Genomic DNA, 25,648 nt, shown 5'->3' with positions numbered 1-25,648 from the left:
TGGATCGACACTCCGGGTGCGCCCTCGCCCGGGCCGCGGAGACATTCCGCCCGTGGACGCAACCCATGTCAGCGTCAACGCGGCATTGGACAGGCCCCTACTCTTCTGCGGGAGTTCTGCGATTAGCTGATTCCTCGTAGGCACTTCTCAGAAGCGCGAGCACCTCGTCGTTGATGTCGCACTTCAGGTAGTTGTTCTGACCGATCTGGCCAGGAAGCCGTTCGTCCAGGCGGGCTAGTGCGTTCGGCGCCTCGGCTTGGATGACGGTGCGCTGCGGGCTCACATAGGCGCCTCCGTCATTCCAGATCGTGAACATTCCACGGCTCTGGCCGGGAAGACGCGGATTGAGGATCCAGCGGCCCTTGCCCACGGTGGTGAAGAGGGTGGTCAAACGGTCCGACTGCAATTGCTCCGCCCAGTCGCACAGCCGGCGGAGCAGTTCACGATGGGAGGGATCGGCGCTGTCGATGCTGTCGCGGAAGGAAGCCGATCCCGAAGCCGGCTTGGCTTCCCGCTGCATCCTCGACGGCGAAATCGAGGCCGCCAAAGCGCGCTCCGGTTCGACCAGTTGCGGGACGAGCACCTGGCTACCACCCACGTCGTAGGCTGTCACCGTCACCAGATCGATGTCCAGACGATCGTTGGTGACGGTCTGCAGATACCCTGCGAGCTCGATCAGGTCGGTCGGCGCGGCATCGAAGACCACAACGCAGCGCGCATTCCCTTTTTCGAATTCCTCAGCCATGCCGTTGCGAAAGGAATCGATGTCGAACGACCCGTCACCGACCTCGGCAGCCACCAAGGCGGCGACAGTCGCGTGTCCACGCTCGGTCACATAACGCTGCATGAGCTCTTCGAACGCGGTCGCCGACAGCCGGAAAATATAGGACGCGTATCCGAGAACCTGTGCGAAGACGGTTCTCCGATCCGAATTGGCGGCCAGTTTCACTTCAATGACCACTGGTCGCCCACTGTCCGCGTCCACGGCCACGAGATCGGCATAGCCATTGCCGAGCTGCACCTCCCGGCCCAGAATCACCAGTCTGGGCTGACCGGGAAGCGGCAACATCGCTGGAGCGCGTTCGATGCTGCTGTGTAGCGCCTGCTCGTCCGCGTAACGCTGGGCCGGGAGAGGCACGAGCCCTTTTCCTTCGTCATGCCAAATACCTGTCACCGATGCTCCCTTGCTGACCGTCACTGTTGCCCGATGACCGGCGGGCTTGCCGTCTACTGCTCAGCGGCAGGCGATCAGTCGTCGAACTCGAACCCGTCCGCCTCGGCGGCCGTGATAAGCCGCCGCATGCGGTCGGCGTCTGCGGCGACGGCCGCCATCCGGGCGCCCAGGTCCTCCAGCGCGCCACGGTCCCCGCCGTACGCGCAGAACATGCCGCCTTCAGGGTCGTATGCGAACCGGCCTTCCAGGGCAGGGGCCTCGGTGCGGACGAGCACCTGTGCGACGCCTTCCCAGAAATATCCGTTCGGCTCGTGACCGAGTTCTTCTATCACGTCGTCCACCTGCGTGGTTCCCGCGTTCAGCACCAGCGTGTACTGTCCCGGGGTCGAACCGATCAGCTTCAACGGATGCATCGGCGCATGCTGTCACCTTCGAACCCACGCTGCAAGGCACGCTCGTCGCCCACTGGTATGCCGCCGCAGCGCAGCACGTCGTGAGGGCCGGTCGGCGCGACGCGCGTGCCCGCCTCGGCGCGACCGGCCCGTCCACTGCGGATGCGAGCGGCGGTTGGGGCGGAGACCAATCGAGCGGTTGCGCGCACCGCGGAGCACAGGCCATTATCGAGGCATGATCTCCAACCGAAAGGGCGGCGACGCCCACGCGCGGTGACCGCGCTCACGCGGCGCTATGCCGCCGCCGAACCTGTGGCCGACGTCCGGAGCAAGAGCGCTCACGACCGGTGGCAGGAAGCAGTCAAGATCCGGCAGGAGTGGCTGGACCACGGTCTGTCCACACAGCCCGCCGCCCGGCAGACTGCCGAACACAGCCTCACCGTGATCTACGCGAGGATCTCTCGCCCGAAACCCCGGTTCGAATGGGTCGACTCACCGGCCAAGGCGATCCCGCTTGTCACCGGTCTGCCCACTCTCGACCAGCTCTACGGGTGGATCCGGGATCCTCATCCACGGGGGACACCATCACTGGCCAGTGATCTGGCCATGCTCGAGTCCCAGCTGCGCGGCGCACTCAGCGCCGGTGTCTCCCACACCGACCCTGAGCTGTCCCCGACGCGGAAGGGTAAGCGGGGCGAGCCCTGGCCCGAACTGCCCCCGCTGAAGGCACTCGACGCCGGCGTTCCACTGGGTGTGGTGCTGCACCAGGGCATCCGCACCGCACTGCACCGGAGCCTCGCGCACGGATACCGCGTGCCCGTCCGCAACGCGCTGTCCGGCGGCAGGCCCTTACCGGCGTGCTGGTACGGGCAGCAGGACGCGGCATGGGTCGCCTACTACGACGCCCTGCACCGGCTCGGACTGGCCTCCTACGGGCCGGACGAGGTCGAGCACCTCGGCCACTGGGCCGCACTGGTGCGCTCCTGCGGCTGGTGGTGGCCCGGCGAGGATGTGTGCGTCGTCGTGGATCGGCCCGAAATGGTCCGCGTCGAACCAGTGCCAGGAACCTGGCACGACGAGGTCCGGCTCCGTCGCGGTGGCGTCCGCTACCGGGACGGCTGGCACCCGTTGCTTACGTGACCACGGGGCTTACCTGATCACGGGGCTTGCCTGACCACGGGCGGGCTGGGGACGAGACAGGTTGTTCCGTCCCCGGCTCGCCCCCCAGCCCGCTCCCCAGCCCGTCCCCCGGCCTGCCCCGACAGCGGGGCCGCGCCGGCGCGGGCATGAAGCCGGGTTACATCCGGCTGCAGGGCGTTGCCAGGCGCCGGTGCCTCTGAGACCAGAGCAGGGCGGCCGAGACCAGGCAGGCTGCGGTGAACCACAACGGTGAAACGGTCGGCCTCGAGAAGGTCGCGATCATGCCGTACAGATCGACGTCATCCGGCCGGGAGAGAACCCAGCCGCCAGGGAGACCAGGCCCACGCCGGTCGACCAGGGTCACGGCGAGCCCGCCGAGCGCGGTGAGGAACAGGCCGCTCATCGCCGCCCAGAACACGGCCCGCCGATGCAGAGCGACAAGCACCAGTACGGACAGGCCGCCGACGCCGACGAACAGCTCCAAAGCGTGCCAGAACGCCGGGGATACGGCGCCCACCACGTCACCCACGACGGGAGGCAGTCGTTCGATCGACACGTGCGGGCTGATCCACGCCGGATGCTTGTTGGCCAGCGGCGGAAGGAGCAGAACCAGGCACGCGGTGAGGCGGGCCACCACCATGAGCGTGGCTCTGCGGTCGGCCGGCGGGACGTACGGCGCGAGCCCGCTGGGCGCGCCCCCGAGCTCGTGGGCGGACCGGGCCAGCCAGATCACGAAGAGGGCGGAGGCGGCCGAGGTGGCCTCGTCGTACACGTTGTAGAGGTCGCCGGTCCCGCTCAGCGGTATGCGCCCGAGGAGGAGCGCGTCCGGAGCCACCAGTGAGGCGACGCCGTACCACACGGTCGCCCGCCCCCAACGGCCGTCCCGCCACTGCGCCACGAGCACCAGCACGGACCACACCAGAGTCCCGACGGCGGCGAACCCGCCGAGCGCCGCCGCGCGCTCCGCCGCGCGCCAGTCGAGCACGTCGAACACCTCGGTCGCCGCCACGCTCCCCTGGGCCAGCAGGCCGGCGCCCAGGGCGAGGCCGGCGTGACGTACGTTGCGGCGCAGCACCGGGTGGAACAGTATGACGACCGCCGACGTCACGAGCACGTCGAGCAGCACGGCCCACCACGGCCAGGTCGGCATGACCGCGTAGAACGCCCAGAACGCCACTGCCGCATACAGAGCCCGTCGCAGCGGGCGCGTCTCGGGGTCGGCCGGGAGCGTCTTCCCGTACGGCAGGCCCCGCAGGCTCTGCCACAGGGCCCAGGCCCACAGCCCGCCCGCGAAGACGAGGATGACCACGATGGGCCACGTGGCCACGGCGTCCTCGTCCGCTTCGACGAACAGCGACAGCCGCCACAGGAAACCGACGTCGCGGCCGGTCAGCGCGAGCACGACGGCGACCATGAGCGCCGCCGTATATCCACCGGTCACGAGCACGGCGGGAAGGATCGACCGGTAACGGAGCACGCGTCACGTCCAGGAGATCAAGCGGGGGGACGCTCACTCTAGCGATTCCTGATCACGAATTCGATCGGCAGCCGAACGGCCAAGGGATCACGGCGGAGGAGCCGGCGTGCCCAGCCCGGCCAGGGTGACGGCGACCAGGCGGTGGACCGCGTCATGGCTGTCGACCGTGCCGGCCGCGGTGAGGGCGTGCAGGCAGTAGCCGGCCAGTTCCCGGCCGCTACGTCGTCACGCAGGTCCCCGTCCTGTGCGGCCTCGGCGATCAGGTTCTCCACGAATTCCCGTAGCCGCTGCCGCGCCCTGTCGACGTGCTCACCGCGGCGATCTGCGACGTGGATGGCGCCGGAGGTGACCGTTCGAGCCTGTCGATGACAGGGCCGGGCGGTCTACCAGTGCGGATCGAAGGGCAGCATCGGGATCATCCCCAGCAACGAATCCCGTATCAGCGTGAGTATCCACAACACACCCGCGCTGAGTACGACGCCAATCAGAAGTGACACCACGACCAGCGTCACCAAAGTTCGCCCAGAGGACCGGGGCCGACGCTGAAGAACCATGCCACCAGCCAAGCAAACGGACGGCAGGCATACCAGTCTCGATGGCGTTCGCTGCGAATTCGATACGAGTCGTCAACCGGCATAGTCACCAGGTCGGCACTCGGGAATGCAGAAGGCCGGTTCCGATCTTCGGAACCGGCTTGATCGTACAGCCGCACGGCAGGCGCGACGGCGACACTCGCACCTCCGGGATCAGCGTCCCTCCGGGTGTCCAGCAGGGACGGCCCTCGGCCTGGTAGGCCGCTGTGCCCCCCCGGGCGGCAGGCGATCCTGTTCGTCCCCTGCACCGACCCCTGCACCGACCGGGCCGCGATCGGAGAGCGGAACGTGTGGCCGAGGCGCGGTGGAGTTGCATTCGCGCCCCTGGGGCGCCGTCGGGGCGTCGGCGCGACCAGGAAGTCTGTCTGAAATTTACAGCGGTGTCCGTGACGGACCAGCGGTTCGAGTACGTCGTCTCCCTTTCTGTTGACGCGCTACCGCCTCCTCTCTAGCGTGTGGCCTCCGTGGGTGTTGTTATCGCTAACAGTGTGCACAAGTGAGAGTTCGACCCAGCAATTCGGATCTCGTGATGGGACATTTCATGGCACTGAGCATGGCGTCTGATGATTACTCATCAGGACCAACGCGGAGCATCCGGTCGTTGCGCCAGTTGCTGATCGCCCTTGTGGTGACCGCGCTCGCCGCAGTGGCAGCCCTCGTCCCCGCGTCGTCGGCCAATGCCGCCACCAGCCAATTCCGAGGCATGAACTGGGCCGTGCTGGGTGACAACTTCAGCACCGGCACGCTCGTCCTGCAGGGCCTGAGCCAGTCCGACAGCAACGCGACAGTACGGGCCAAGGCCAACGCGCTCTACGACCACATGGCCTCCACCATGGGGGTCAACACCGTCCGGTTGCCCATCAACACTCACACGGTGGCCAACACGACCTGGTGGAACTCCTATCGCGGCGCCATCGACGCCGCCACCGACCGTGGATTCAAGGTCATCCTGGCCTACTGGGAGGACGGCGCAGCCTCCGGCGGCAGGATCACGAACCTCGCCGCATGGAACTCGATGTGGTCCACCGTGACCAACACGTACGGCTCCAACAGCAACGTCTACTTCGAGCCGATGAACGAGCCACACGGCTACTCATCGGCGGACTGGCGCAACGTCGCGGCCAACTGGCTCAGCTCCCACCCCTCGGCGGCGCCCGGCCGGGTGCTCATCGGCGGCACCGGCTTCAGCCAGGACCTGCGGGACATCTGCAACGACAGCCGCTTCAACTCGACGCTGCTGTCCTTCCACTACTACGCCTTCTTCTACAGCGCGATGACCTACGACGCCTTCCGAAGCCACATTCAGACGCTTCTGGGCAACTGCGCCTCCCGCGCGATCGCGACGGAATTCGGCGCGCCGATGTCCACCGGCCTCAACTACGCCGACGCGAACAGCACCGACAACTTCGTGCGCTACCTCCGCGCCGTGGCCCAGGTCATGCGTGACAACCAGATGGGTGGCACCTACTGGCCCGCCCTCGGCGGCAAGCCGGGCACCATCGGGTACGACTGGTACTCGATGTACGCCCTCGGCGGCAGTGGCACCAATCTCACCTTGAGCATCCGCAACCAATCCGGCGCCGACCGGATCCGCTACGCCTGGGGCGACACCATCGGCAACTCCACCCCTTCGCCACAGCCCGAAACGTTCTACAGGATCGATGCGCGCCACAGCGGCAAGACCATGGACGTCCTGCAGGCGAGCACCAGCAACGGCGCGCGCGTCGACCAGTACACCTACGGCGGCAATCCATGGCAGCAGTGGCAGTTCCAGGACGCCGGCAGCGGCTACTGGCGCATTATCAGCCGCCACAGCGGAAAGTGCCTCGACGTGACGAGCGCCTCGACCGCCGACGGCGCCGAGCTCATCCAGTACACCTGCGGCACCGGCACCAATCAGCAGTTCCAGATGGTCGCCAACGGTGGATACTTCCAGCTCCGGGCACGACACAGCGGCAAATGCGTGGACGTACCGTCCGCATCGACCGCGGACGGCGTGATCCTCAAGCAGTATTCGTGCAACACCGGCGCCAACCAGCAGTGGTCGCGCACGGCCGTCTAACGCTCGTCTCGACGTGACCGCGGATCCGCGGATCCGCGGTCACGTCCCTTCCCCGGTGCCGCACGTGAGGTTGTTCGAAGGATCCCGGGTCCGTGCAGTGAAGATCACCGTACAGTCCCCCCGACCTGTTCGTACTCTGAGGCGGTGCGTACCGGCTCTCCCGACACTCGTCTGATCGTTCTTCGCGGGAACTCCGGCTCTGGGAAGACCAGCGTCGCCCGTGCCGTGCGGGCCGCCTATGGCCGCGGTCTGGCGCTGGTCGGCCAGGACGTCGTACGCCGGGAACTGCTGCGGGAGCGGGACGTGGACGGCGGAGTGAACATCGGCCTCATCGACACGATCGTCCGGTACTCCCTCGACCACGGGTATCACGTCCTGCTCGAAGGCATCCTCACCGCCGGCCGGTACGGGGCGATGTTGCAGTCCCTCCGCCGTGACCACGCCGGGACCAGCGTCTTCTTCTACCTGGACGTGTCCTTCCCGGAGACGCTCCGGCGGCACGACAGCCGCCCTCAGCGGTTGGAGTTCACCCCGGACCAGATGCGGGAGTGGTATCAGGAGCGCGATCTGCTGCCGGACGGGTGCGAGACGGTCATCGGCGAGGACAGCCCGCTGGAAGCGTCGGTACGGCAGGTGCTGCGCCAGGCGCGCCTGACTCCAGCACAGACCAGCCAGTGACAACGCCGCTCGATGGCGGTCGCCTCAATCCGATCTCGGGACTGTACGGTCTTTGACCAGACAGACCCCCACCAGCGTCGAAACTCGGCCTGCCCGGATCTCGAACGCTCCCGCGACGCCGTCAGCACCAGCTCGGCGGCGGTGTTCCTGACGGCCGGAGCACCAGCGGAGAACAGCGTCGCCGACGTGGGCGACGGGAGAACTCCGCACCCAATCCGATGCGGCACGCCCGTTCACTCCGGGCGTGTCCGGCGGTCCCGCTCCTCCACCATCGGGCGCCCGAGCAGTTTGTCGATGCTGCGGCGCTCGCGTTTGGTGGGACGTCCCGCGCCACGAGCCCGAACGGCCACCGTCACGGTTTCCTCGCGCGGAGGAGGCGGAGGGCTCTTGTCGACGTAGCACTCGGCGGCCACGGGGGCGCCGACGCGCTTGGTGATGACGCGGGAGACGACCACGATGCGTTCGCGCCCCTCGTGCCGCAGGCGGACCTCGTCACCGACCCGGACGACGTGCGCGGGCTTGACCCGCACCCCGTTGACCCGGACGTGACCGCCCCGGCAGGCGTCGGACGCGATCGAACGAGTCCTGGTCAGCCGTACCGACCAGATCCAGATGTCCACCCTCGCGCCCACCTGCTCACCCGACACCCCGCCACTGTACTGAGACCGGGCGCACGGCGGGCTGAGGTCCTGGTCGCTTGAGATCCGCTTGAGGAGGGCGAGTTGGCGGGGATTGACGGGGTCCCAACGGTGCATGACGGCAGCTCGCACCTGCTCGCGGAGCGGGGGCAACCCCTCGTGTCGTACAGAGCGCGGAGAGCCATGCCGGGTGAATTGAACTGCCGTCGATGGCCGGAGCTTGTTCATCAAGGTGCCCAGGAGAACCCGTCCGTGCCCCCTGGCGGCGTTCAGACTGACGTCGAACGATCAAGGGCCTGATCGCTGTCTCCAGCGATCAGGCCCTTGACCTGCAACTACCTGGTCGGGGTGGCGGGATTCGCGTCGCCACACGGAGACACCCGAAATCTCACCGTTCGCCCGAGCGAATGGGTTGTCCGCGGAGTCCGGCACGCTAGATCTAGTTACCGAATGGGTTTCCCCCGTCGTCCCCCTCCGGCGGGTCGGTCGGCGGGTCTGTGGGCGGCTGCTGTGCGGGGCCGCTGGAGACGGTCAGCGTGATCGTGGTCTCTGGCATGCGCTTGGTCCCCTCCTGCGGCGCCTGGTTGATCACGTTGCCCTGCGCGACGACGTCGCTGGGTTGCTCCGAGGACTTGACCTTGAAACCGGCGTCCCGGAGCGTTTTCGTCGCGTCCGCCAATGTAAGGCCGACCACGCTGGGCACTTCCGTAGTCAACCTCGGTGTGTTCTCTGGCCTGGGCGAGGTCTGTCGTGGCGATGAGGACGGCGATGACAGCGGTCGCGACGGCGATGACGACGGCGATGACGACGGTGATCGGGACGGCGATCGAGACGGCGATCGCGACGGCGACGGTTTTGGTCCCAGGGACACCCGCAATGTCACCGATTCGTCCGAGCGAATGGGCTGCCCGCTGGGGGGATCCGTGTCAATAACGATGCCGGCGGAGATCGTGTCGCTGTTCTCCTCGACCAGGGTCGGCGTCACGCCGAGACGGGTCAGCTTGCTGATCGCGGCCTGCTTGGCCATTCCGTTAAGTGGGGGTACGACGGCCGCGAGCGGATCGGGTGGGATCAAGTTGGTCGCGAGTAGGACACCCAGCACTATGGCGGTTATCGTGCCCGCAGTCGCGACGATTCCCAGCACGCCCCTGCGTCGGCCGGACGCGTTCTTTCGGGACTGGACTGGCTGGGTCGGGAGTGTGGGAGGCGCGACCGCCGTTGGTACGGGCGCGGTCGGGGGCACGGACGTGTTGGCCACCAGGCGGAAAGGCTGGGTCGCCTTGACCGACTCATCCTCAGCGTCGTCTTGTCCGGGGTCGGCACTGCCGGAAGAAACGGGTCGGGCGTGAGGTGCCCATCGGGGGTTACGAGCGATGATCAGCTCGCCTCGTACTGTACTGATCTTCTCGGGGGTCTGATGCGGTGTGATCTGACGAACGTGATCGAACAGGTAGTCGTACAGTTCGTCCACAGACACGATGCCGTCGCTGTCGATGTCGGCCTTGCCCGTCCGAAGCCCTTCGACCAGCACCCCTGTGAACACGGATGGTCGCCCGGCGCCGCGCAGGAGTCCCGTGTCGGATTCGTATGCATATTCCAGGGCGGTGGACGCGCTGATCACGACCCGGCCGCGTCCCTGGAATCGATCCAGGCCCATACGGTCCGACGACCGGGGAATGAGGTTATGGGGAAACGCTCCGCTATAACAACAATCCAATAACAGGACTATTTTCTGGGACCTGCTGCGGTCGATCTGCTCGTTGACGAACGCCGCGGAAAGGCCGGTGGCTGCCAGCCGGTCAAGTCTGGTCGACGACATTGCGAAGTAGAGGCGGCCCGACTCGTCCTTGACGCCGTGACAGGAAAGGTGCAGCACGAGAAGATCGTCGGCCCGGCGGTCGGCGAAGAACCCCTCAATCTCCTCCGCCACCTCATAGGCGGGCCGGTTGAACAGTTGGCGGGTGGAGAAGCCGCCGATTCTTGGATCCGACAAGACCTCAGATAGTTCGCGGCCGTCGTGCGTCGGAGATCTCAACTGTCCCAGCGCCTTGTCGGCGTAGGTATCCGCCCCCACAATCAGCGCATACGAACCGGGCTCAGGGCTTGGCATGACGCTCGATCCAGTGGTCGATCAGCCGACGCTGGTCCTCCCGGGAAATTCCGGTCACCTCCAGCACGTCCTTGCCAAGCTGGACCTTCACCGAACGCCCCTGCCCCCGGCTCGTCCACCCACGGATCAGTTCGATCACTGCCGTCACTCCGGCTGGCTCGATAAGGCTGACGAGCATCACGCCAATGGCGCCGACGTCAACACCTTTCGCGCCTTCGGGTGGAGCGCTCGGAATCGCGTCGACTGCCAGAATGTCGAGCTGCAGAAGGTCCCGACGCAGAAGGATGGCGGCTTGGGCGACCTCTTCCGGCACCCCCCACGGCCCTAGACCGATCTCAACCCGAAGTGAAACAGGCCCGTTAGAGTGAGCCCTACCTTCTTCCACCGAGCAAGACTCCTCAGCAGGGATGTCCGAAATACTCAGTCCTCAAAACTTCGTCTCCGAGCATATCCGGCGGCATGCCCGCGGACCAGACGGTGACGAGTGATGTCGGCTCTTCGACATTCAGCGGCTTGGTGACGTTCCGGTCCGTCCATCCACGGCCGAGATCCGCCGGGTCCTGGCCTGGGCTCTTCTGCCCTGCCACAAATGCGGTCGAGCATGTCCTGACTTGGTCGAAGCTCCGTAGAGCGCATCAGGCACGAGCGCTGATCAGCCAATACCGCAGGCAGGGAGAACCGCTGCCAAGCGATCTACGAATGGGGGTACCGGGACCAACGCGTGCCGCTTCCCGAAGTCCACCACGCCTTCCAAGTGCCGCGTCGCTTTGAGATCTCGATAAGCCCTCGGTGGCGTAGTGCGTGCGCCGAGTGCCGTTCGGGCACGTCGTCAGGCCTACGGAGGTTTTCGCCCGCTGAGATCCGCTTGCGGAGTGCGTCTCCGGAGAGCGCGGAGAGTCATGACTGCGCGACCTGGCATAGCCGGGTGACCAAGGTGCCCAGGAGAACCTGTCAGTGCCCCCTGGCGGCGTTCAGACCGGCGGTCGAATGCCAGTAAAACGATCAAGGGCCTGATCGCTGTCTCCAGCGATCAGGCCCTTGACCTTCAACTACCTGGTCGGGGTGGCGGGATTTGAACCCACGGCCTCTTCGTCCCGAACGAAGCGCGCTGCCAAGCTGCGCTACACCCCGGTCGCTTGGACTTTTCGTCCTGCGCCTCGGCAAGTCTAGCGGACTTTGCGGCTGCTTGTGTCATCCGGCACGACAGGGCGGCGGGGGACGAGCGTCAGCAGGGTCGCCTCGGGCGGGCAGGCGAAGCGCGCGGGCGCGTACGGCGAGGTGCCGAGTCCGGCCGAGACGTGCAGCCAGGAGCTCTCGTGCCTGCTCAGGCCCTTGACGCGGGCGCGGTCGATGCCGCAGTTGGTCACCAGGGCGCCGTAGAACGGAATGCACAGCTGTCCGCCGTGGGTGTGCCCGGCCAGCAGCACTTGATACCCGTCCTGGGCGAAGCGGGACATGTTGCGCGGCTCAGGCGAGTGCATGACGCCGAGTCGCAGGTCGGCGTCCACGGGAGCCTGGCCCGCGATCTCGTCGTATCGGTCCCGGTCGATGTGGGAGTCGTGGATGCCGCCCACATGGACGTCGAGATCGCCCACCTTGAGGCGGGCCGTCGCGTTGTTCATGTCCAGCCAGCCGGCCTCCCGCATCGCCGCGCCCAGCTCATCCCATGGCAGGTTCGGCACGTGCTGCCGGGGGTCCCCCTTGGACGTGCGCCACAAATAGCGGACGGGGTTCTTCGGCCGGGGGGCGTACATGTCGTTGGAGCCGTAGACGAACAGACCCGGCCGGTCGAGCAGTGGCTCCACGGCGTACATGTACGACTCGACCGCGTCGGGGTGTGCCAGCGTGTCGCCCGTGTTCACGACGAGATCGGGGTCGAGGGAGGCCAGCGAACGCACCCACTCGATCAGCCGGTGGCGCCGGGGGGTGAGGTGCAGGTCGGAGATCTGCAGGATCCGGACCGGCCGCTGGCCGGGAGCCAGGACGGGGACGTCGAACCGGCGCAGCCGGAACCAGTTTCGCTCGATCACCGAGGCGTAGCCGATACCGGCCACGCCGAGGCCGAGGATGGACAGGGGAATCGCGGCTGCTTTCCTCACACAGCCATGATGCCCGACGTACGGCCCGTCTCCCGCATAACCTGGCGAAGACGGGAGCCCGGGCACGGCAAGATGGACGCATGAGTGCGTTGAAGGACAAGCTGAAGGTCGACCTCGCGACCTCGATGAAGGCTCGTGACGAGGTACGGGTCCGGACCATCCGGATGGCTCTGGCCGCCGTCAACGTCGAGGAGGTCGCCGGCAAGGAGGCTCGCGAGCTCTCCGACGACGAGGTGATCAAGGTGCTGACCCGTGAGGCCAAGAAGCGCCGGGAGGCGTCCGAGGCGTTCGCGGGCGCCGGGCGGGCCGCGCAGGCCCAGGCGGAGCTGGACGAGCAGGCGGTCCTGGAGGAGTACCTCCCCGCCCAGATGAGCGACGAGGAGCTGAACGTGCTCGTCGACGAGGCGATCGCCGAGAGTGGCGCGCAGGGCCCCAAGGCCATGGGTCAGGTCATGAAGATCCTGAACCCGAAGGTCGCGGGCCGCGCCGAGGGCGGCCGCATCGCCCAGGCCGTACGCGCCCGCCTGTCCGCCTGACGGCCGCGGGTGTCCGGCCGAGGCCGGGAACTCAGCCTGACGGCGGAGGGCTGAGACGCCGATGGGCCGCTCCTCGGCGAGAGGAGCGGCCCATCGGGAGAAGGATCATCCAAACGGGTTGAAGGGCGCGTCACCGCCACCGTGGCCGCCGCCCCGGCCGCCACCGGGACCGCCACCGTGGCCGCCGCCCCTGCCACCACCGGGGCCGTCCCCACCGGGACCGCCGCCAGGGCCGTCGCCGTCGCCCCGGTCGGACTTCGGCTTCGGCGGGGGAGCGCACTGGTGGGCGCAGCCGCCGAATCTCGACATGTCCGGCTTGGTGAACGACGAGGCGTCGACGCCCTTGAGCGCTGACATGAAGGTCGCATTCCAGATCGGGCCCGGGATGCTGGCGCCGAAGACCGAGCCGTACGACCGGCCGCCGATCACGCGGTTGCTGAGCGGGTACCGGACCGGACCGCGCGGGTCGCCGAGGCTGACCGCACCCGCCAGGTCGGGGGTGAAACCGGCGAACCAGACGGTCCGGGAGACGTCGCCCGTGCCGGTCTTGCCGGCCGCGTCCCTGCCGATGCCGCCGACGGCCGACATGGTGCCCTTGGTGAACACGCCTGACAGGATGTTCGTGGCCGCGTCGGCGACCTCTTCCTCGACGACCTGCTTGCACTTCGGCTTGAACGAGGTCACCTTGTTGAAGCGGTCGGTGATCTCGGTGATGGCCATCGGTGTGCAGTACTTGCCGCGGGCGCCCAGCGTCGCGTACGCCGTGGCGACGGTGACCGGGTCCATCTCGTTGAAGCCGAGCGTGAACGGCTCGAACTCCTGGAGCTTGCCGCCGTCGGCGCGCTTGATGCCGAAGTCCTTGGCGGTCTTCACGACGTCGCAGAGGCCGACCTTCTGCTCAAGGGTGAGGAAGAAGGTGTTCACCGAGCCCCAGGTGCCGGTCTGCAGGGTCAGGAACCCGCCGTGGCCCTCCGCGTTGTGCAGCGGGGTCTTGATGTCGCCGACGTTGTTGCCCTTGCAGTCCTTGAACGCGGAGTAGCTGGGCGCCGTGTATGTGCTGCCGACGTTGAAGCCGTCGTTGAACTTGTAGCCTTCCTTCAGCGCCGTCACCAGCGTGAACATCTTGAAGGTCGATCCGGCCTGGAAGCCCGTGCCGCCGCCGTGCAGTCCATCCGCGACGACGTTGATCGACATCTCGTTCTTCTTCCTGCTGGTGCCGAACTTCCGGCTGGAGGCCATCGCCCTGATGGCTCCCGTGCCGGGCTCGACGAGCGCCTCGGAGGCGACCGGCTTGTCGCTCGGGAAGACGTACTTCTTGATGGCCTTCTCGGCGGATGTCTGCATCTTCCGGCTCAGCGTGGTCCTGATCGTCAGGCCGCCGCGGGCCAGGAAGTCCTGACGGGCCTTCTTGGTCTTGCCGAACTGCTGGTCGTTGAGGATCTCGTTGCGCACGTACAGGCAGAAGTACGGGTAGTCGCTCTCCTCGCAGCCGCCGGGGATCTCCTTGTCCTTCCACCCCAGCTTCTTCTTCTTGGCCGCGTCGCGCTCTGCCTCGGTGATGATGTGCAGCTGCTGCATGCGGTCGAGCACGACGTTGCGCCGGCTCAGCAGCCGGTCGCGGAACTCCTTGCCCCGGTTGGGGTCGGTGGCGTTCGGGTCCTGTACGGCTCCCGCCAGCGTCGCGGCCTCGCTCAGGCTCAGCTCGGAGGCGTGCTTGCCGAAGAAGCGCTTGGACGCCGCCTCGATGCCGTACGCGCTGGCGCCGAAGTAGGCGATGTTGAGGTAACGATTGAGGATCTCGTCCTTGCTGTACTTCTGCTCGATCCCCATCGCGTAGCGGATCTCGTTGAGCTTGCGACCGACGGTCGGCGCGACGGCGGCGGCCTTCTGCTCGTCGGTCTCCGCCTTGTTGTACAGCACCTGCTTCACGTACTGCTGGGTGATGGACGAGCCGCCCTGGGTCACCCCGCCCGTGGTGAGGTTCCTGACCAGGGCGCGGGTGGTGCCCTCGACGTCGAGCGGACCGTGCTCGTAGAAGCGGAAGTCCTCGATCGCCACGATCGCCTTGAGCATGATCGGCGCGATACGGTCCATCGGGACCGATTCCCGGTTCTCGAAGTAGAACTGGGCGATCTGCTTGCCGTCCGCGTCCAGCAGGACCGTCTTCTCGGGCAGCGGCGGTTCGTCGAGCTTCGCCGGCTTGAGGCTCAGAGTGTCGATGCTCGACTTGACCGTCACGCCGGCCCCGCCCACGGCGGGTAGTGCAATCGCCGCCGCCAGCACTCCCGCGACGCCTGACGCGCCGATGAGGCGCAGGGCCGCACCTGTCCGGGATGCCAGAGTTTTGCCGTGAGCTTGCACGGAACCAAGGGTACGTCCGTTTGGCGGCTCTCCCGGCATCGACGTCACGGGTCGGCATTACCCGCCGGAGGGGGGGACTAGTCATTCCCGGCCACATGGCCTGACATGACCATGCAAGAATTTGGTCCCCCCGGGGTATGTCGGTTCGATCGTTTCGTTGCGTACTTTCTCCTCTGCGGCTACTGCAAACCAGGAGGCCCGACGCCCGCGCCCGTCGGCCGAAACGACGACTGACCACCTAAGGGGAGTGGGGTCGAACATGTGGATCACGGATTGGACCTCCCGTGCCGCCTGCCGAGGTGCGGATCCTGACGCACTCTTCGTGCAAGGCGCCGCCCAGAACCGGGCCAAGCTCATCTGTCGTGGATGCCCCGTCCGTACCGAATGCCTCGCCGATGCGCTGGACAATCGCATCGAGTTCGGGGTGTGGGGCGGGATGACGGAAAGGGAAAGGCGTGCACTGCTCAGGCGCAGGCCGGACGTGGAGTCCTGGCGCGACCTGCTGGAGTCCGCCAAGGAAGAGTACGAGCGGACCAACGAGTTGATCGCCGGCTGAGCCGGGCGCGGCGTCCCGCGGCGAAGCGGGACGCCGGATGCCGCGTCTCACAGGACACGCGTCGCGTCTTCAGGACACGGAGCGCGTCTTCAGACGCGAGTCATGTCTTCAGGACGCGAGGAGTCGCCCGATCTGGCGCAGTCCGGCCAGATCGTGCACATCCTCGGGCATCGCGGGCACCTGCGCGATGGGCACCGTCGGGTGGGCCGAGGTGAAGTGCTCCTGCTGGCGCTGCTCCCGGGAGGCGAGCTGCATCCTTCCGGCGTGCAACCGCAGCACGGCCGCGGTGAGCTCGTGTTCGCCTCTGGCGTCCAGGTCCTCGGCGGCGGCGGAGCTGCGCGCCGCCGACAACGACGGCGCCAGCGGCCGGTGCACGCGGTTGACGACGAGCCCGGCCAGCGGCATGCGCTCGTCGGCCAGCCGCTCCACGAAGTAGGACGCCTCGCGCATCGCGTCGCGCTCCGGCGCGGCGACGACGACGAACGCCGTGCCGGGGGCCTGCAGCAGCCGGTACGTCTGCTCGGCGCGCTGGCGGAAACCGCCGAACACCGCGTCGAGGGCGGTGACGAACATCTGAATGTCCCGGAGCACCTGGGCCCCGATCACCTTGGTCAGGATGCCCGCGACCATCCCGAAGCCGGCGTTGAGCAGCTTGAACGCGCTGCGCCCGCCGGCCTTGGCCGGTGCCGTGAGGATGCGGATCAGCCTGCCGTCGAGGAACCGGCCGAGGCGCTCGGGAGCGTCGAGGAAGTCGAGCGCCGACCGTGACGGCGGGGTGTCCACCACGATCAGGTCCCACTCGTTCGAGCGGCGCAACTGGCCCAGCTTCTCCATGGCCATGTATTCCTGGGTGCCGGAGAAGCTGGACGACAGCGACTGGTAGAAGGGGTTCGTCAGGATCTGCTGGGCGCGCTCCGGGTCGGCGTGGGCCTCGATGATCTCGTCGAAGGTCCGCTTCATGTCGAGCATCATCGCGTGCAGCTCGCCGCCGGCCTCCCCGGCGCCGTCCACACCGTGTACGCGCCTGGGGGTGTTGTCGAGCTCGGTCAGGCCCATGGCCTGGGCCAGCCGCCTGGCGGGGTCCACGGTCAGGACGACCGCCGAGCGGCCCCGCTCGGCGGCGCGCAGCCCGAGAGCCGCGGCCGTCGTGGTCTTGCCGACACCGCCCGAGCCGCAGCACACGATGATCCGGGTGTCCGGATCATCCAAGATCGCGTCCATGTCCAGCGCGGGCGCCGTCCTCGTCACAGCTCAGCCTCTCACTCGGTCGAAGTTCACACCGCACCGTTCACGCCGCACCGGTCCACGCCGCACCGTTCACGCCCACGTTCACGCCACACACTGGGCTCGCAACGCGTCGGCCAGCTCGTAGAGACCGGCCAGGTCGGCGCCGTCGGGCAGCAGCGGCAGGTCGTACCGCGGCACGCCGGCCTCCTCCAGCGCGACGCGCTCGCGCTTTTCCAGCTCGGTCCGCAGGGCGTGCTCGGTCACCTCACGGGCGAGCGCCTCGGCGACCGCCGTGGTGTCGGCCGTGGCGTCGGTGAGCCCGGCCGTCTTGAGGCCGAGCGCGAGCTCGGCGGAGTCGAACCGCCCCCGGGCGGCGGCTTCGAGCACGCTGCCGGGCAGCCCGGCGGGGCGCACCATGTTGACGAACACGCCGCCCACCGGCAGGCCGGTCGTGCGCAGCTCGTCGATGCCGTCCAGCGTCTCCTGGACGGGCATCTCCTCAAGCAGCGTCACGAAGTGGACCACGGTCTCCGGGGAGGTGAGGACGCCTCGCACCAGGTCGGCATGGTTCTTGATGGGCCCGACCCGGGCCAGCCCGGCGACCTCCTGCGTCACGTTCAGGAAGCGGGCGATCCTGCCGGTCGGGGGGGCGTCCATGACGATCGCGTCGTACACCCTCCGGCCCGACTTGTCGCGGCGCCGTACGGCCTCGCTGGTCTTTCCGGTGACCAGGACGTCTCGCAGGCCCGGGGCGATGGTCGTGGCGAAGTCGACCACACCCATGCGGGTCAGCGCCTTGCCCATGCGCCTGATGCCGTAGAACATGTCGAGATATTCGAGCATGGCCTCTTCGGGGTCGACGGCCAGCGCGTACACGTCCCCGCCGCCGGGCGCCACGGCGATCTTGCGTTCCTCGTACGGCAGCGGTGGCAGGTCGAACGCCTGGGCGATGCCCTGCCGTCCCTCGACCTCGACGAGCAGCACCTTGCGCCCGCCCGCCGCCAGAGCCAGCGCGAGCGCGGCGGCGACCGTCGTCTTCCCGGTGCCGCCCTTGCCGCTCATTATGTGCAGGCGCACGCCGTCCCAGTCGGTGTCACGGGCCTCCCCGTTGCTCCCGCCGCGACTGCTGGTCGGCTGACTCACCGTGCCTCCTCGGGACGGCCGGCGAGATCGCGTGCGCGGGTCGTCGCGCGGTGGTTCCCGTCGGCGTGCCTGCTCCACTCGCCCACGTGAGGAAGGCTACCCAAGGGTCACCTGCCGATTCGCGGGGGTCGTCCGGAGTCGCAACCAGAGGTACGGCTTGCGCGTCGATCGGGCAAGGGTTCGCCGATGGGTGTTTGCCCGATCCGGCCGGCGGAGGAGGCGCCGGCCGTGGAGCCGGTGCTGTTGACGCCGCTCTGCACCTGATCGTGGCGATCGTCGAACCGGATGCAAAAAGTGGACATCCGGATCGTCAGGATGGGGGTGCCCGTGCAGGAGGGCATCACCGGGGACGACGTTTCCGTCCGCGCGCCCCGGCCGGAACCGCGTTCCTGAGCATCCCCGGCGGGCCGTGCCTCGATAGCCTTTGCCCATGACCAAGTGGGAATACGTCACGGTGCCGTTGCTCACGCACGCCACGAAGCAGATTCTGGACAATTGGGGCGAGGACGGGTGGGAGCTCGTCTCGGTCATCCCGGGGCCCAACCCCGAGCAGCTGGTCGCCTACATGAAGCGGCCGAAGTGATGGCCACCCCGGAGGAGCGGCTCGCCGAGCTCGGGATCACGCTGCCCGAGGTCGTGCCCCCGCTGGCCGCGTACGTGCCCGCCGTGCGGACGGGCGGCCACGTCTACACCTCCGGCCAGCTTCCGCTGGTGAAGGGTGAGCTGGCCGTCGCCGGCAAGGTCGGCGCGGAGGTGTCGGCCGAGGAGGCCAAGGAACAGGCGCGCATCTGCGCGGTCAACGCCCTGGCGGCCATCAAGGCGCTGGTGGGCGACCTGTCGCAGGTCGTGCGGATCGTGAAGGTGGTCGGGTTCGTCGCGAGCGCTCCCGGCTTCACCGGGCAGCCGCAGGTCGTCAACGGCGCCAGCGAGCTGCTCGGCGAGGTGTTCGGCGAGGCGGGCAAGCACGCGAGGAGCGCGGTCGGCGTGGCGGTCCTCCCGCTCGACGCGCCGGTCGAGGTGGAGGTCATCGCGGAGGTCCGCTGACCGTCCGTAAGGCCGGAACCGGTGTTTGCGGTTCCGCCAACGCGTGGGGGAGCATGGGGGCCGGTTGACCCGATCCTTGTTCTGGAGGGCCTCATGGGGTTTCCACTGCCCGGCGAGGTCGGCGAGCGGGCGCGGGAGATCCTGGCCGGCCGCCTGGCTCCCGTCCCCGCCAGGGACGCGGCCACGGTGGTGCTGCTGCGCGACGACCCCCTGGAGGCGTACCTCCTCAGGCGCAAGGCCACGATGGCCTTCGCCGCCGGCGCCTACGTCTTCCCCGGCGGATCGGTCGACCCGCGGGACGCCGACCACACCGTGGCCTGGGCGGGCCCGCCGCCCGCCGCGTGGGGCGAGGTCTTCCGGGCCGACGAGAACACGGCCCGGGGCCTCGTCTGCGCCGCCGTACGGGAGACGTTCGAGGAGTCGGGCGTGCTCCTGGCCGGGCCGGACGGGGACACGGTGGTGACGGACACGACGGGCCCGGACTGGGAGGCCGACCGCCTCGCCCTGATCGCGCGCGCGCTGTCGTTCGCCGAGTTCCTCGACCGGCGCGGTCTCGTGCTCAGGTCCGACCTGCTCAAGGCGTGGGCACACTGGATCACGCCGGTCGTGGAGCCCCGGCGCTTCGACACCCGGTTCTTCGTGGCGGCGCTGCCCGCCGGGCAGCGTACGCGTGACGTGGGCGGGGAGGCATCCGGGGTGGCCTGGATGCGCCCGAGTGCGGCGCTGGCCGCCGCGAGGGCGGGAGCGGCGCACCTGCTGCCGCCCACCTTCCGGACGCTGGCCGAGATGGCGGCGTTCGAGTCGGCCGGCGACGTGTTCGCCTGCCCCCGGTCGATCACGACCGTCCTGCCGGAGCCCGCCGAGGTGGACGGGCAGATGGTGCTGATGATCCCCGAGACAGGAAAGGCAGCCGAGTGAGCGGCCTGCGCATCCCCGGACCGGACGGCGTCGTCGGTGGTGACGGCGTCAACGGTGGCGTCAAGAGTGGCGTCAACGGTGACAGCCGCGGCGGCCTTGACGGCGCGGGCACGGCGAGCGCCGTGAACGTGCTGGCGCCCAACCCGTCGCCGATGACCCTCGACGGCACCAACACGTGGATCGTCGGCGGGGCGGACGCCGTACTGGTGGTGGATCCCGGCCCGGACGACGAGGCGCATCTGCGGCGGGTCGCCGAGCGGGTGGACGGCCGCCGGGTGACCGCCGTCCTGCTCACGCACGGCCACCCCGATCACAGCGAGGGCGCGACGGCGCTCGCGCGGATGCTCGGCGCGCCGGTGCGGGCGCTCGACCCGCGCCTGCGCCTGGGCGAGGAGGGCCTGGCCGACGGCGACGTGGTGGCGGCGGGAGACACGGAGGTGCGGGTCGTCGGCACGCCCGGCCACTCGTTCGACTCGCTGTGCTTCTGGCTGCCCGGCGACCGGGCGATGCTGACCGGCGACACGATCCTCGGCCGGGGGACGACCGTCATCGCCCCCGACGGGGACCTCGGCGACTACCTGCGCAGCCTGGACAGGCTCAGGCAGGGCGCCGAGATGCTGGAGGCCACGGTGCTGCTGCCGGGGCACGGGCCGGTCCTGCCCGATCCGTCCGGGGTGCTCGACGCGTACATCGCCCACCGGCGCGTGCGGCTGGAGCAGGTGCGCGAGGCGATCCGCAGGGGTGCCAGGGACGCGCGCGAGATCGTCGAGATGGTGTACGCCGAGGTGGACCGGTCGCTGTGGCCCGCCGCCGAGATGTCGGTGGCGGCCCAGCTCAACTACCTCAAGACGCTCTAGCGCCGCCTCAGCGGGAGCGGTTGAAGAGCCGCTCCCTGTCCATGATCACCACGGCCTTGGCCTCGATGCGCAGCCAGCCGCGCTGGGCGAAGTCGGCCAGCGCCTTGTTGACCGTCTCCCGCGAGGCGCCCACGAGCTGGGCGAGCTCCTCCTGGGTGAGGTCGTGATGCACCCGGATGCCGTCGTCGGTCTTCTGCCCGAAGCGGTCGGCCAGGTCGAGGAGCTGCTTGGCGACGCGGCCGGGCACGTCCGTGAAGACGAGGTCCGCGAGCACGTCATTGGTGCGGCGCAGCCGCTGGGCCAGGGCGCGCAGCAGGTGCAGCGCCACTTCGGGCCGCCCGGTCAGCCACGGCCGCAGGTCGTCGTGCCCCAGGCCGGCGAGCCGTACGTCGGTCAGCGCGATGGCCGAGGCCGTACGCGGACGGGGGTCGAACAGCGACAGCTCGCCGAACATCTCGCCGGGGCCGAGCACGCTGAGCAGGTTCTCCCGGCCGTCCGGGGCGGTGCGCGCCAGCTTGATCTTGCCTTCGAGCACCACGTAGAGCCGGTCGCCCGTCTCGTTCTCACTGAAGAGGGTGCGGCCCTTGGGCAGCTCCACCTCGGTGATGCTCGTCCGCAGAGCCGCCGCGCTCTCGCGGTCGAGCGCGGAGAAGAGCGGCGCCTTGCTCAGTACTTCTTCGGTGCTCACGGTGCCTCCTTGCTGCGGGCGCGCTCGGTCGCCGGCTCCGTGCTAGCCATTGTGACCCACGCCTTCCACGACGCATTGCGGGGTGTCCCGTTACGTCGCATGGGCGTAGGCTCCCGGCTCGCACTCGTCTGTGTCGTGCCTGGCGAAACAACACAATCTTGGCGGAAACCCATCCTTACGCCCACTGCGCGCTCGACCGGCTCGGGCAGCCGGTCGTCCCCCTACGGGCACAGTGTATTGCGCAGCGTAGGGACAAATTGGCAAATACGGGCTGGATATGTGGCATGTGTGGCAAGCCATGACCTGGGAGCGGGCCAGGGATGCGAGGCCCTACGCTTGCGGCATGGCGACGAACACGGCCGCTCCCCGACGGCGACAGCGCCAGGCCGAGACCCGCCTGGGGCTCGTGCGCCGGGCGAGGCGAATCAACCGGATCCTGGCCGAGACCTACCCCGACGCCCATTGCGAACTCGACTTCGGCAACCCCCTGGAGCTGCTGGTCGCCACGATCCTGTCGGCGCAGTGCACTGACAAGAGGGTCAACATGGTCACTCCGGTGCTCTTCGCGAAGTACCGCACCGCGGCCGACTACGCCGGAGCCGACCGCGCCGAACTCGAGGAGATCATCAAGTCGACCGGGTTCTTCCGGGCGAAGGCCAACAGCATCATCGGCATGGCGCAGGGTCTCTGCGAACACCACAAGGGGGAGGTCCCGGGCAGGCTGGCCGACCTGGTCAAGCTCCCCGGCGTGGGCCGCAAGACCGCGAACGTGGTGCTCGGCAACGCCTTCGACGTCCCCGGCATCACCGTCGACACGCACTTCCAGCGGCTGACGAGGCGCTTCGGCTGGACGACCGAGACCGACCCCGTGAAGATCGAGCACGAGGTCGGCGAGCTGATCCCCAAGTCCGAGTGGACGATGCTGTCGCATCGGCTGATCTGGCACGGCCGGCGCATCTGCCACGCCAGGAAGCCGGCCTGCGGCGTGTGCCCGCTCGCCGCGCTCTGCCCGTCGTACGGCACCGGCCCCATGGACGCGGACGCGGCGCGCGCACTGGTGCGGCCGGGTCCGTTCTCGTGACCATGCGGTGATCGGGAAGCTCGGGCGCACTTTCGTGGTTGTAGGGCACGCCTGGGCCCGCGCGTGCCGGGTGGGACGATGCGGTGTGACGATGTGGAGGTGGTCGTGACTCCCCCTTGGTTGACGGAGCTGGCCGCGAAGGCCGCGCACAGTCCTGTTCCCACCGCGTTGCGGCCGCCCGCGAACGGCGCCGGCCGTTCGGCGGCGGTGCTGCTGCTGTTCGGCGATGGGCCCGAAGGGCCCGACATCCTGCTCATCCAGCGCAGTTCGAAGGGCCGGGTGCACGCCGGCCAGCCCGCCTTCCCCGGCGGCGGCGTCGATCCCGGCGACGACGGCCCGATCGGCGCGGCCCTGCGCGAGGCCCGGGAGGAGACCGGGCTCGACCCCTCGGGCGTCGAGGTCGTCGGGACCATGCCCGAGCTCTACGTCTGGCGCAGCGACAACCGGGTGACGCCCGTGCTCGGCTGGTGGCACACGCCCTGCGCCGTGCACGCCGCGTCCCCCGACGAGGTCGAGACCGTCGAGCGGGTCCCGGTCGCGGAGCTGGTGGACCCGGCCAACCGGTTGCGGCTGCGCCATCCGCGCGGCATCGTCCCCTCCGTGGCGTTCCGCGTACGCGGCCTGCTCGTGTGGGGATTCACCGCCGGCGTGCTGGACGGCGTGCTGACCGCGGCCGGCTTCGAGCGTCCCTGGGACCGCTCACGGATCGAGGATCTTCCTCCCGAAGTCCTCGACCTGGCCGCGCGGGGCTGAGCCGGCGGGGTGCCCGTACGCCGCGTATGGCGGCGAGACCCGGCAGACGCCCGCACACGACGAGTGGCATGCCTATACCGTGGAAACTGTGCGCGGCGATCTTCTGGATCTCATCCTGATCGGCCTGGTGATGGCCTTTGCGGTATCCGGTTACCGGCAGGGCTTCATCATCGGGGCTTTCAGCTTCATCGGATTCATCGGCGGTGCCCTCCTGGGCCTGTTCATCGCGCCGCCCCTGGCCGGAGCGATCGTCAGCGGCGACATCGAGAGGGCCCTGTTAGCCATCGTCATCGTCTTCCTGGCGGCGACGATCGGGCAGTTCGCGTCCTCGACGATCGGCGCGGTGGCCCGCAGCCACGTCACGTGGGAGCCGGCCAAGGCCGTCGACGCCTTCGGCGGCTCGGTCGCCAGCGGCCTGTCGGTTCTCGCCATCGCCTGGCTGATCGGCTCCCTGATGGTCTCGATGAGCATCGGCCAGCCGCTGGTCAAGGACCAGATCAACGGATCAGTCGTGTGGCAGACGGTCGACGATGCCATCCCGGACGGTGTGGGGGCGCTGCAGAAGCAGTTCAGGGACTTCGTCAACACCTCGGAGTGGCCGCAGGTCATCACCTCCATCGGCGGACAGAACGTCCCCCCGCCGGACCAGACCCTGATCAACGGCAGCCCCGCCCTCGTCCGGGCCCGCAGGGCGATCGTCAAGGTGCAGGGCACGGCCCCGAGCTGCCGCAAGCGCATCGAGGGGACCGGGTTCGTCTACGCGCGGGAGCGCATCATGACCAACGCCCACGTTGTGGCCGGGGTCACCGAGGGGCTGCGGGTCACCGACTACGCGGGCAACGAGTACGACGCCCGGGTCGTCCTGTACAACCCCGAGCGCGACATCGCCGTCCTGTTCGTCCAGGGCCTCCCGATCAACGCGCTGCGCTTCGACATGAACGCCGACAAGGGCGACAGCGCGATCATCGCCGGTTACCCGAAGGGACACCCCTTCACGCCGCTCGCCGCCCGCGTCAGGATCAAGCAGCGCGCCGAGTCGTACGACATCTACAACCAGCGCAGGGTGGAGCGTGAGGTCTACGCCATCCGGGGCAAGGTCCAGCCGGGCAACTCGGGCGGGCCGCTGCTGAGTCCGGATGGCCGGGTGTTCGGAGTGATCTTCGCGGCCGCCACGGACCAGGCCGAGACGGGCTACGCCCTCACGGCGAAGGAGGTCATGCCCGACGCCAACGACGGCAGCAGCACCGTCGCCCGCGTGGACACCCAGGACTGCGACTAGGGCGCCGAGCGCAGACCCGGTGCAGGCCCGGCGGCGGCCCTGAGGCAGCGCTGAGGCGGCGCTGAGGCAGCCCTGAGGCGGCCTGTGACAGGCGCGGGGAGGGCCGCGCGAGCAGCAGCGGCACGGGTCGGGGGCCACGGCGAGCCCGGCAGCGGCACGGGGGCCACGGCGAGCCCGAGCGCGCCGCCGCGGACTAGCCTGCGGGGGTCAGGCGGGCCAGGATGGCGGCGATGGCGGAGCCGGCGTCGGCGTTCCCCTCGTCGATGGCGGTCGTGACCGCGTCGGCCTCGACGGCCAGGGCCCGTAGGTCCAGCCGGTAGGGCCGGGTGGAGCCGTACGCGCCGAGCCTTGCGGACCCACGGGTCAACAGGGCGGCGGCGCCGGAGAGGTTGCCGCGCTGGATGTGCGTCAGACCGACGCACATCTGGGCGAGCCCCTGCCACAACTCGCGTTCCTCGGCCGGGCCGGTCTTCCACCGGGCCTCCAGCACCTCGTGGGCGTGGAACGGTCGGCCTGCCGCGAGCAGCGTCCTGGCCTCCTCCAGCGCCTCCTCGGCGGAGGGGGCGTAGTCGTCCGGCACCCGGGGCACTCCCTCTGTGCCTCGTGGGAGCGGCCTGCCGTACTCGTCGCGAGGGCGTGCATTGCGGGGGCGACCCGCTTCGTCACGGTCACGCATGGTTTCTCCGCAGGGCGCGTGGGCGGTTCGGAGCGGCCGGAACGCCGGTGATCTCCCGGATCCACTCGGAGATCAGCCAGGAAGTCGGGCCACTCCAGGGCACATTTCTACTACCTACTGCGAGATCACGGGTACCGATCCGGCAGCCGGGGCGGTCGCACTGGGG

At 68.8% G+C, this 25,648-nt stretch carries 24 protein-coding genes and 1 tRNA gene; 12 read left to right on the top strand and 13 right to left on the bottom strand.

All coding sequences use genetic code 11. From position 1 onward, the window contains the following. Positions 1-97: 97 nt before the first annotated feature. Both ACGFIB_RS06785 and ACGFIB_RS06780 read right to left on the bottom strand, forming a co-directional pair. Entirely contained in the window at positions 98-1,198 is a 1,101-nt protein-coding gene (locus tag ACGFIB_RS06785) for a PDDEXK family nuclease (RefSeq protein ID WP_357241748.1), read from the bottom strand. A gap of 50 nt (positions 1,199-1,248) precedes the next feature. Further along, the gene (locus ACGFIB_RS06780) at positions 1,249-1,587 is read right to left on the bottom strand and encodes an Imm51 family immunity protein (RefSeq protein WP_357241751.1); all 339 of its coding nucleotides are present in this window, start codon (positions 1,585-1,587) and stop codon (positions 1,249-1,251) included. 252 nt (positions 1,588-1,839) lie between these two features. Here ACGFIB_RS06780 and ACGFIB_RS06775 point away from each other — a divergent pair, with 252 nt between their 5' ends. After that, a complete protein-coding gene (locus ACGFIB_RS06775; RefSeq protein WP_357241754.1) occupies positions 1,840-2,706 on the top strand; it encodes a DUF6745 domain-containing protein in 867 nt (288 codons plus the stop codon). Positions 2,707-2,863: 157 nt separating this feature from the next. Here ACGFIB_RS06775 and ACGFIB_RS06770 read toward each other — a convergent pair whose 3' ends face one another. Then, positions 2,864-4,183, bottom strand: coding sequence for a hypothetical protein (locus ACGFIB_RS06770; RefSeq protein WP_393369102.1), 1,320 nt, complete (start codon positions 4,181-4,183; stop codon positions 2,864-2,866). A gap of 1,194 nt (positions 4,184-5,377) precedes the next feature. Between ACGFIB_RS06770 and ACGFIB_RS06765 the strand changes: the two genes are divergently transcribed. Together ACGFIB_RS06765 and ACGFIB_RS06760 are read left to right on the top strand one after the other, a co-directional pair. Then, entirely contained in the window at positions 5,378-6,838 is a 1,461-nt protein-coding gene (locus tag ACGFIB_RS06765; protein ID WP_357241760.1) for an RICIN domain-containing protein, read from the top strand. Positions 6,839-6,982: 144 nt separating this feature from the next. Further along, positions 6,983-7,516: a kinase gene (locus ACGFIB_RS06760; protein ID WP_357241763.1), complete on the top strand. Its 534-nt coding sequence runs from the start codon at positions 6,983-6,985 to the stop codon at positions 7,514-7,516. 233 nt (positions 7,517-7,749) lie between these two features. Here ACGFIB_RS06760 and ACGFIB_RS06755 read toward each other — a convergent pair whose 3' ends face one another. The 5 genes from ACGFIB_RS06755 to ACGFIB_RS06735 all read right to left on the bottom strand — a co-directional run bounded on the left by ACGFIB_RS06755 (position 7,750) and on the right by ACGFIB_RS06735 (position 12,363). Next, complete coding sequence (locus ACGFIB_RS06755) at positions 7,750-8,163, bottom strand: RNA-binding S4 domain-containing protein (protein ID WP_357241766.1); 414 nt, start codon at positions 8,161-8,163, stop codon at positions 7,750-7,752. Positions 8,164-8,593: 430 nt separating this feature from the next. Further along, positions 8,594-10,264, bottom strand: a complete 1,671-nt coding sequence (locus ACGFIB_RS06750) for a caspase, EACC1-associated type (protein ID WP_393369098.1) — start codon at positions 10,262-10,264, stop codon at positions 8,594-8,596. Continuing rightward, positions 10,251-10,577, bottom strand: coding sequence for a hypothetical protein (locus tag ACGFIB_RS06745; protein ID WP_393369095.1), 327 nt, complete (start codon positions 10,575-10,577; stop codon positions 10,251-10,253). The genes ACGFIB_RS06750 and ACGFIB_RS06745 overlap by 14 nt, the downstream gene beginning before the upstream one ends. Positions 10,578-11,318: 741 nt before the next feature. Next, a tRNA-Pro gene (locus tag ACGFIB_RS06740) sits at positions 11,319-11,395 on the bottom strand. Positions 11,396-11,430: 35 nt separating this feature from the next. Beyond that, positions 11,431-12,363 carry a metallophosphoesterase gene (locus tag ACGFIB_RS06735; RefSeq protein ID WP_393369092.1) on the bottom strand — a complete coding sequence of 311 codons (933 nt, stop codon included), beginning with the start codon at positions 12,361-12,363 and terminating at the stop codon, positions 11,431-11,433. Positions 12,364-12,443: 80 nt separating this feature from the next. On the opposite strand from ACGFIB_RS06735, the gene ACGFIB_RS06730 reads away from it, so the two are divergent. Then, entirely contained in the window at positions 12,444-12,899 is a 456-nt protein-coding gene (locus ACGFIB_RS06730) for a GatB/YqeY domain-containing protein (protein ID WP_142567662.1), read from the top strand. Between the two features lie 105 nt (positions 12,900-13,004). Here the strand turns inward: ACGFIB_RS06730 and ACGFIB_RS06725 are convergent, their stop codons facing one another. Continuing rightward, complete coding sequence (locus ACGFIB_RS06725) at positions 13,005-15,260, bottom strand: transglycosylase domain-containing protein (protein ID WP_393369088.1); 2,256 nt, start codon at positions 15,258-15,260, stop codon at positions 13,005-13,007. A 259-nt stretch (positions 15,261-15,519) separates the two neighbouring features. On the opposite strand from ACGFIB_RS06725, the gene ACGFIB_RS06720 reads away from it, so the two are divergent. Continuing rightward, a complete protein-coding gene (locus ACGFIB_RS06720) occupies positions 15,520-15,816 on the top strand; it encodes a WhiB family transcriptional regulator (RefSeq protein ID WP_030506755.1) in 297 nt (98 codons plus the stop codon). Between the two features lie 108 nt (positions 15,817-15,924). On the opposite strand, the gene ACGFIB_RS06715 is transcribed toward ACGFIB_RS06720, so the two are convergent. Beyond that, on the bottom strand, positions 15,925-17,037 hold the full coding sequence (locus tag ACGFIB_RS06715; protein WP_142568080.1) for an ArsA family ATPase: 1,113 nt from the start codon (positions 17,035-17,037) through the stop codon (positions 15,925-15,927). Between the two features lie 108 nt (positions 17,038-17,145). Continuing rightward, complete coding sequence (locus ACGFIB_RS06710; protein WP_142568079.1) at positions 17,146-18,105, bottom strand: ArsA-related P-loop ATPase; 960 nt, start codon at positions 18,103-18,105, stop codon at positions 17,146-17,148. Between the two features lie 511 nt (positions 18,106-18,616). On the opposite strand from ACGFIB_RS06710, the gene ACGFIB_RS06705 reads away from it, so the two are divergent. From ACGFIB_RS06705 to ACGFIB_RS06690, 4 genes are all read left to right on the top strand, one after another. Then, positions 18,617-18,769, top strand: a complete 153-nt coding sequence (locus ACGFIB_RS06705) for a DUF4177 domain-containing protein (protein ID WP_076440089.1) — start codon at positions 18,617-18,619, stop codon at positions 18,767-18,769. Then, the gene (locus tag ACGFIB_RS06700) at positions 18,769-19,230 is read left to right on the top strand and encodes a RidA family protein (RefSeq protein WP_191051015.1); all 462 of its coding nucleotides are present in this window, start codon (positions 18,769-18,771) and stop codon (positions 19,228-19,230) included. Before ACGFIB_RS06705 ends, ACGFIB_RS06700 begins: the two co-directional genes overlap by 1 nt. Positions 19,231-19,323: 93 nt before the next feature. After that, positions 19,324-20,148: an NUDIX hydrolase gene (locus ACGFIB_RS06695; RefSeq protein WP_142567659.1), complete on the top strand. Its 825-nt coding sequence runs from the start codon at positions 19,324-19,326 to the stop codon at positions 20,146-20,148. Positions 20,149-20,270: 122 nt separating this feature from the next. Next, positions 20,271-21,005, top strand: coding sequence for an MBL fold metallo-hydrolase (locus tag ACGFIB_RS06690; RefSeq protein ID WP_393370017.1), 735 nt, complete (start codon positions 20,271-20,273; stop codon positions 21,003-21,005). A gap of 7 nt (positions 21,006-21,012) precedes the next feature. On the opposite strand, the gene ACGFIB_RS06685 is transcribed toward ACGFIB_RS06690, so the two are convergent. Beyond that, on the bottom strand, positions 21,013-21,693 hold the full coding sequence (locus ACGFIB_RS06685; protein WP_030506761.1) for a Crp/Fnr family transcriptional regulator: 681 nt from the start codon (positions 21,691-21,693) through the stop codon (positions 21,013-21,015). Between the two features lie 343 nt (positions 21,694-22,036). Between ACGFIB_RS06685 and nth the strand changes: the two genes are divergently transcribed. From nth to ACGFIB_RS06670, 3 genes are all read left to right on the top strand, one after another. Then, positions 22,037-22,774, top strand: coding sequence for an endonuclease III (gene nth, locus ACGFIB_RS06680; RefSeq protein ID WP_393369085.1), 738 nt, complete (start codon positions 22,037-22,039; stop codon positions 22,772-22,774). A 78-nt stretch (positions 22,775-22,852) separates the two neighbouring features. Next, the gene (locus ACGFIB_RS06675; RefSeq protein WP_142567657.1) at positions 22,853-23,527 is read left to right on the top strand and encodes an NUDIX hydrolase; all 675 of its coding nucleotides are present in this window, start codon (positions 22,853-22,855) and stop codon (positions 23,525-23,527) included. Positions 23,528-23,615: 88 nt separating this feature from the next. After that, a complete protein-coding gene (locus ACGFIB_RS06670) occupies positions 23,616-24,806 on the top strand; it encodes a MarP family serine protease (RefSeq protein ID WP_142567656.1) in 1,191 nt (396 codons plus the stop codon). 193 nt (positions 24,807-24,999) lie between these two features. On the opposite strand, the gene ACGFIB_RS06665 is transcribed toward ACGFIB_RS06670, so the two are convergent. After that, positions 25,000-25,386 (bottom strand): DUF309 domain-containing protein, encoded by a 387-nt coding sequence (locus tag ACGFIB_RS06665; protein WP_393369082.1) that lies wholly within the window; start codon positions 25,384-25,386, stop codon positions 25,000-25,002. Between the last annotated feature and the right edge of the window lie 262 nt (positions 25,387-25,648).

The sequence above is a fragment of the Microbispora bryophytorum genome (assembly GCF_043197435.1).
Lineage (GTDB): Bacteria > Actinomycetota > Actinomycetes > Streptosporangiales > Streptosporangiaceae > Microbispora > Microbispora bryophytorum.
Note: the sequence above shows the minus strand (reverse complement) of the source record. Positions and strands in the feature narration are given on the sequence as shown.

Excerpts from the sequence above, each read along its gene's own strand:
- ACGFIB_RS06780 (WP_357241751.1), bottom strand. The coding sequence starts at position 1,587 with ATGCATCCGTTGAAGCTGATCGGTTCGACCCCGGGACAGTACACGCTG.
- ACGFIB_RS06750 (WP_393369098.1), bottom strand. The coding sequence starts at position 10,264 with ATGCCAAGCCCTGAGCCCGGTTCGTATGCGCTGATTGTGGGGGCGGAT.
- ACGFIB_RS06730 (WP_142567662.1), top strand. The coding sequence starts at position 12,444 with ATGAGTGCGTTGAAGGACAAGCTGAAGGTCGACCTCGCGACCTCGATG.
- ACGFIB_RS06720 (WP_030506755.1), top strand. The coding sequence starts at position 15,520 with ATGTGGATCACGGATTGGACCTCCCGTGCCGCCTGCCGAGGTGCGGAT.
- ACGFIB_RS06715 (WP_142568080.1), bottom strand. The coding sequence starts at position 17,037 with ATGGACGCGATCTTGGATGATCCGGACACCCGGATCATCGTGTGCTGC.
- ACGFIB_RS06710 (WP_142568079.1), bottom strand. The coding sequence starts at position 18,105 with ATGAGCGGCAAGGGCGGCACCGGGAAGACGACGGTCGCCGCCGCGCTC.
- ACGFIB_RS06705 (WP_076440089.1), top strand. The coding sequence starts at position 18,617 with ATGACCAAGTGGGAATACGTCACGGTGCCGTTGCTCACGCACGCCACG.
- ACGFIB_RS06700 (WP_191051015.1), top strand. The coding sequence starts at position 18,769 with ATGGCCACCCCGGAGGAGCGGCTCGCCGAGCTCGGGATCACGCTGCCC.
- ACGFIB_RS06695 (WP_142567659.1), top strand. The coding sequence starts at position 19,324 with ATGGGGTTTCCACTGCCCGGCGAGGTCGGCGAGCGGGCGCGGGAGATC.
- nth (WP_393369085.1), top strand. The coding sequence starts at position 22,037 with ATGGCGACGAACACGGCCGCTCCCCGACGGCGACAGCGCCAGGCCGAG.
- ACGFIB_RS06675 (WP_142567657.1), top strand. The coding sequence starts at position 22,853 with ATGCGGTGTGACGATGTGGAGGTGGTCGTGACTCCCCCTTGGTTGACG.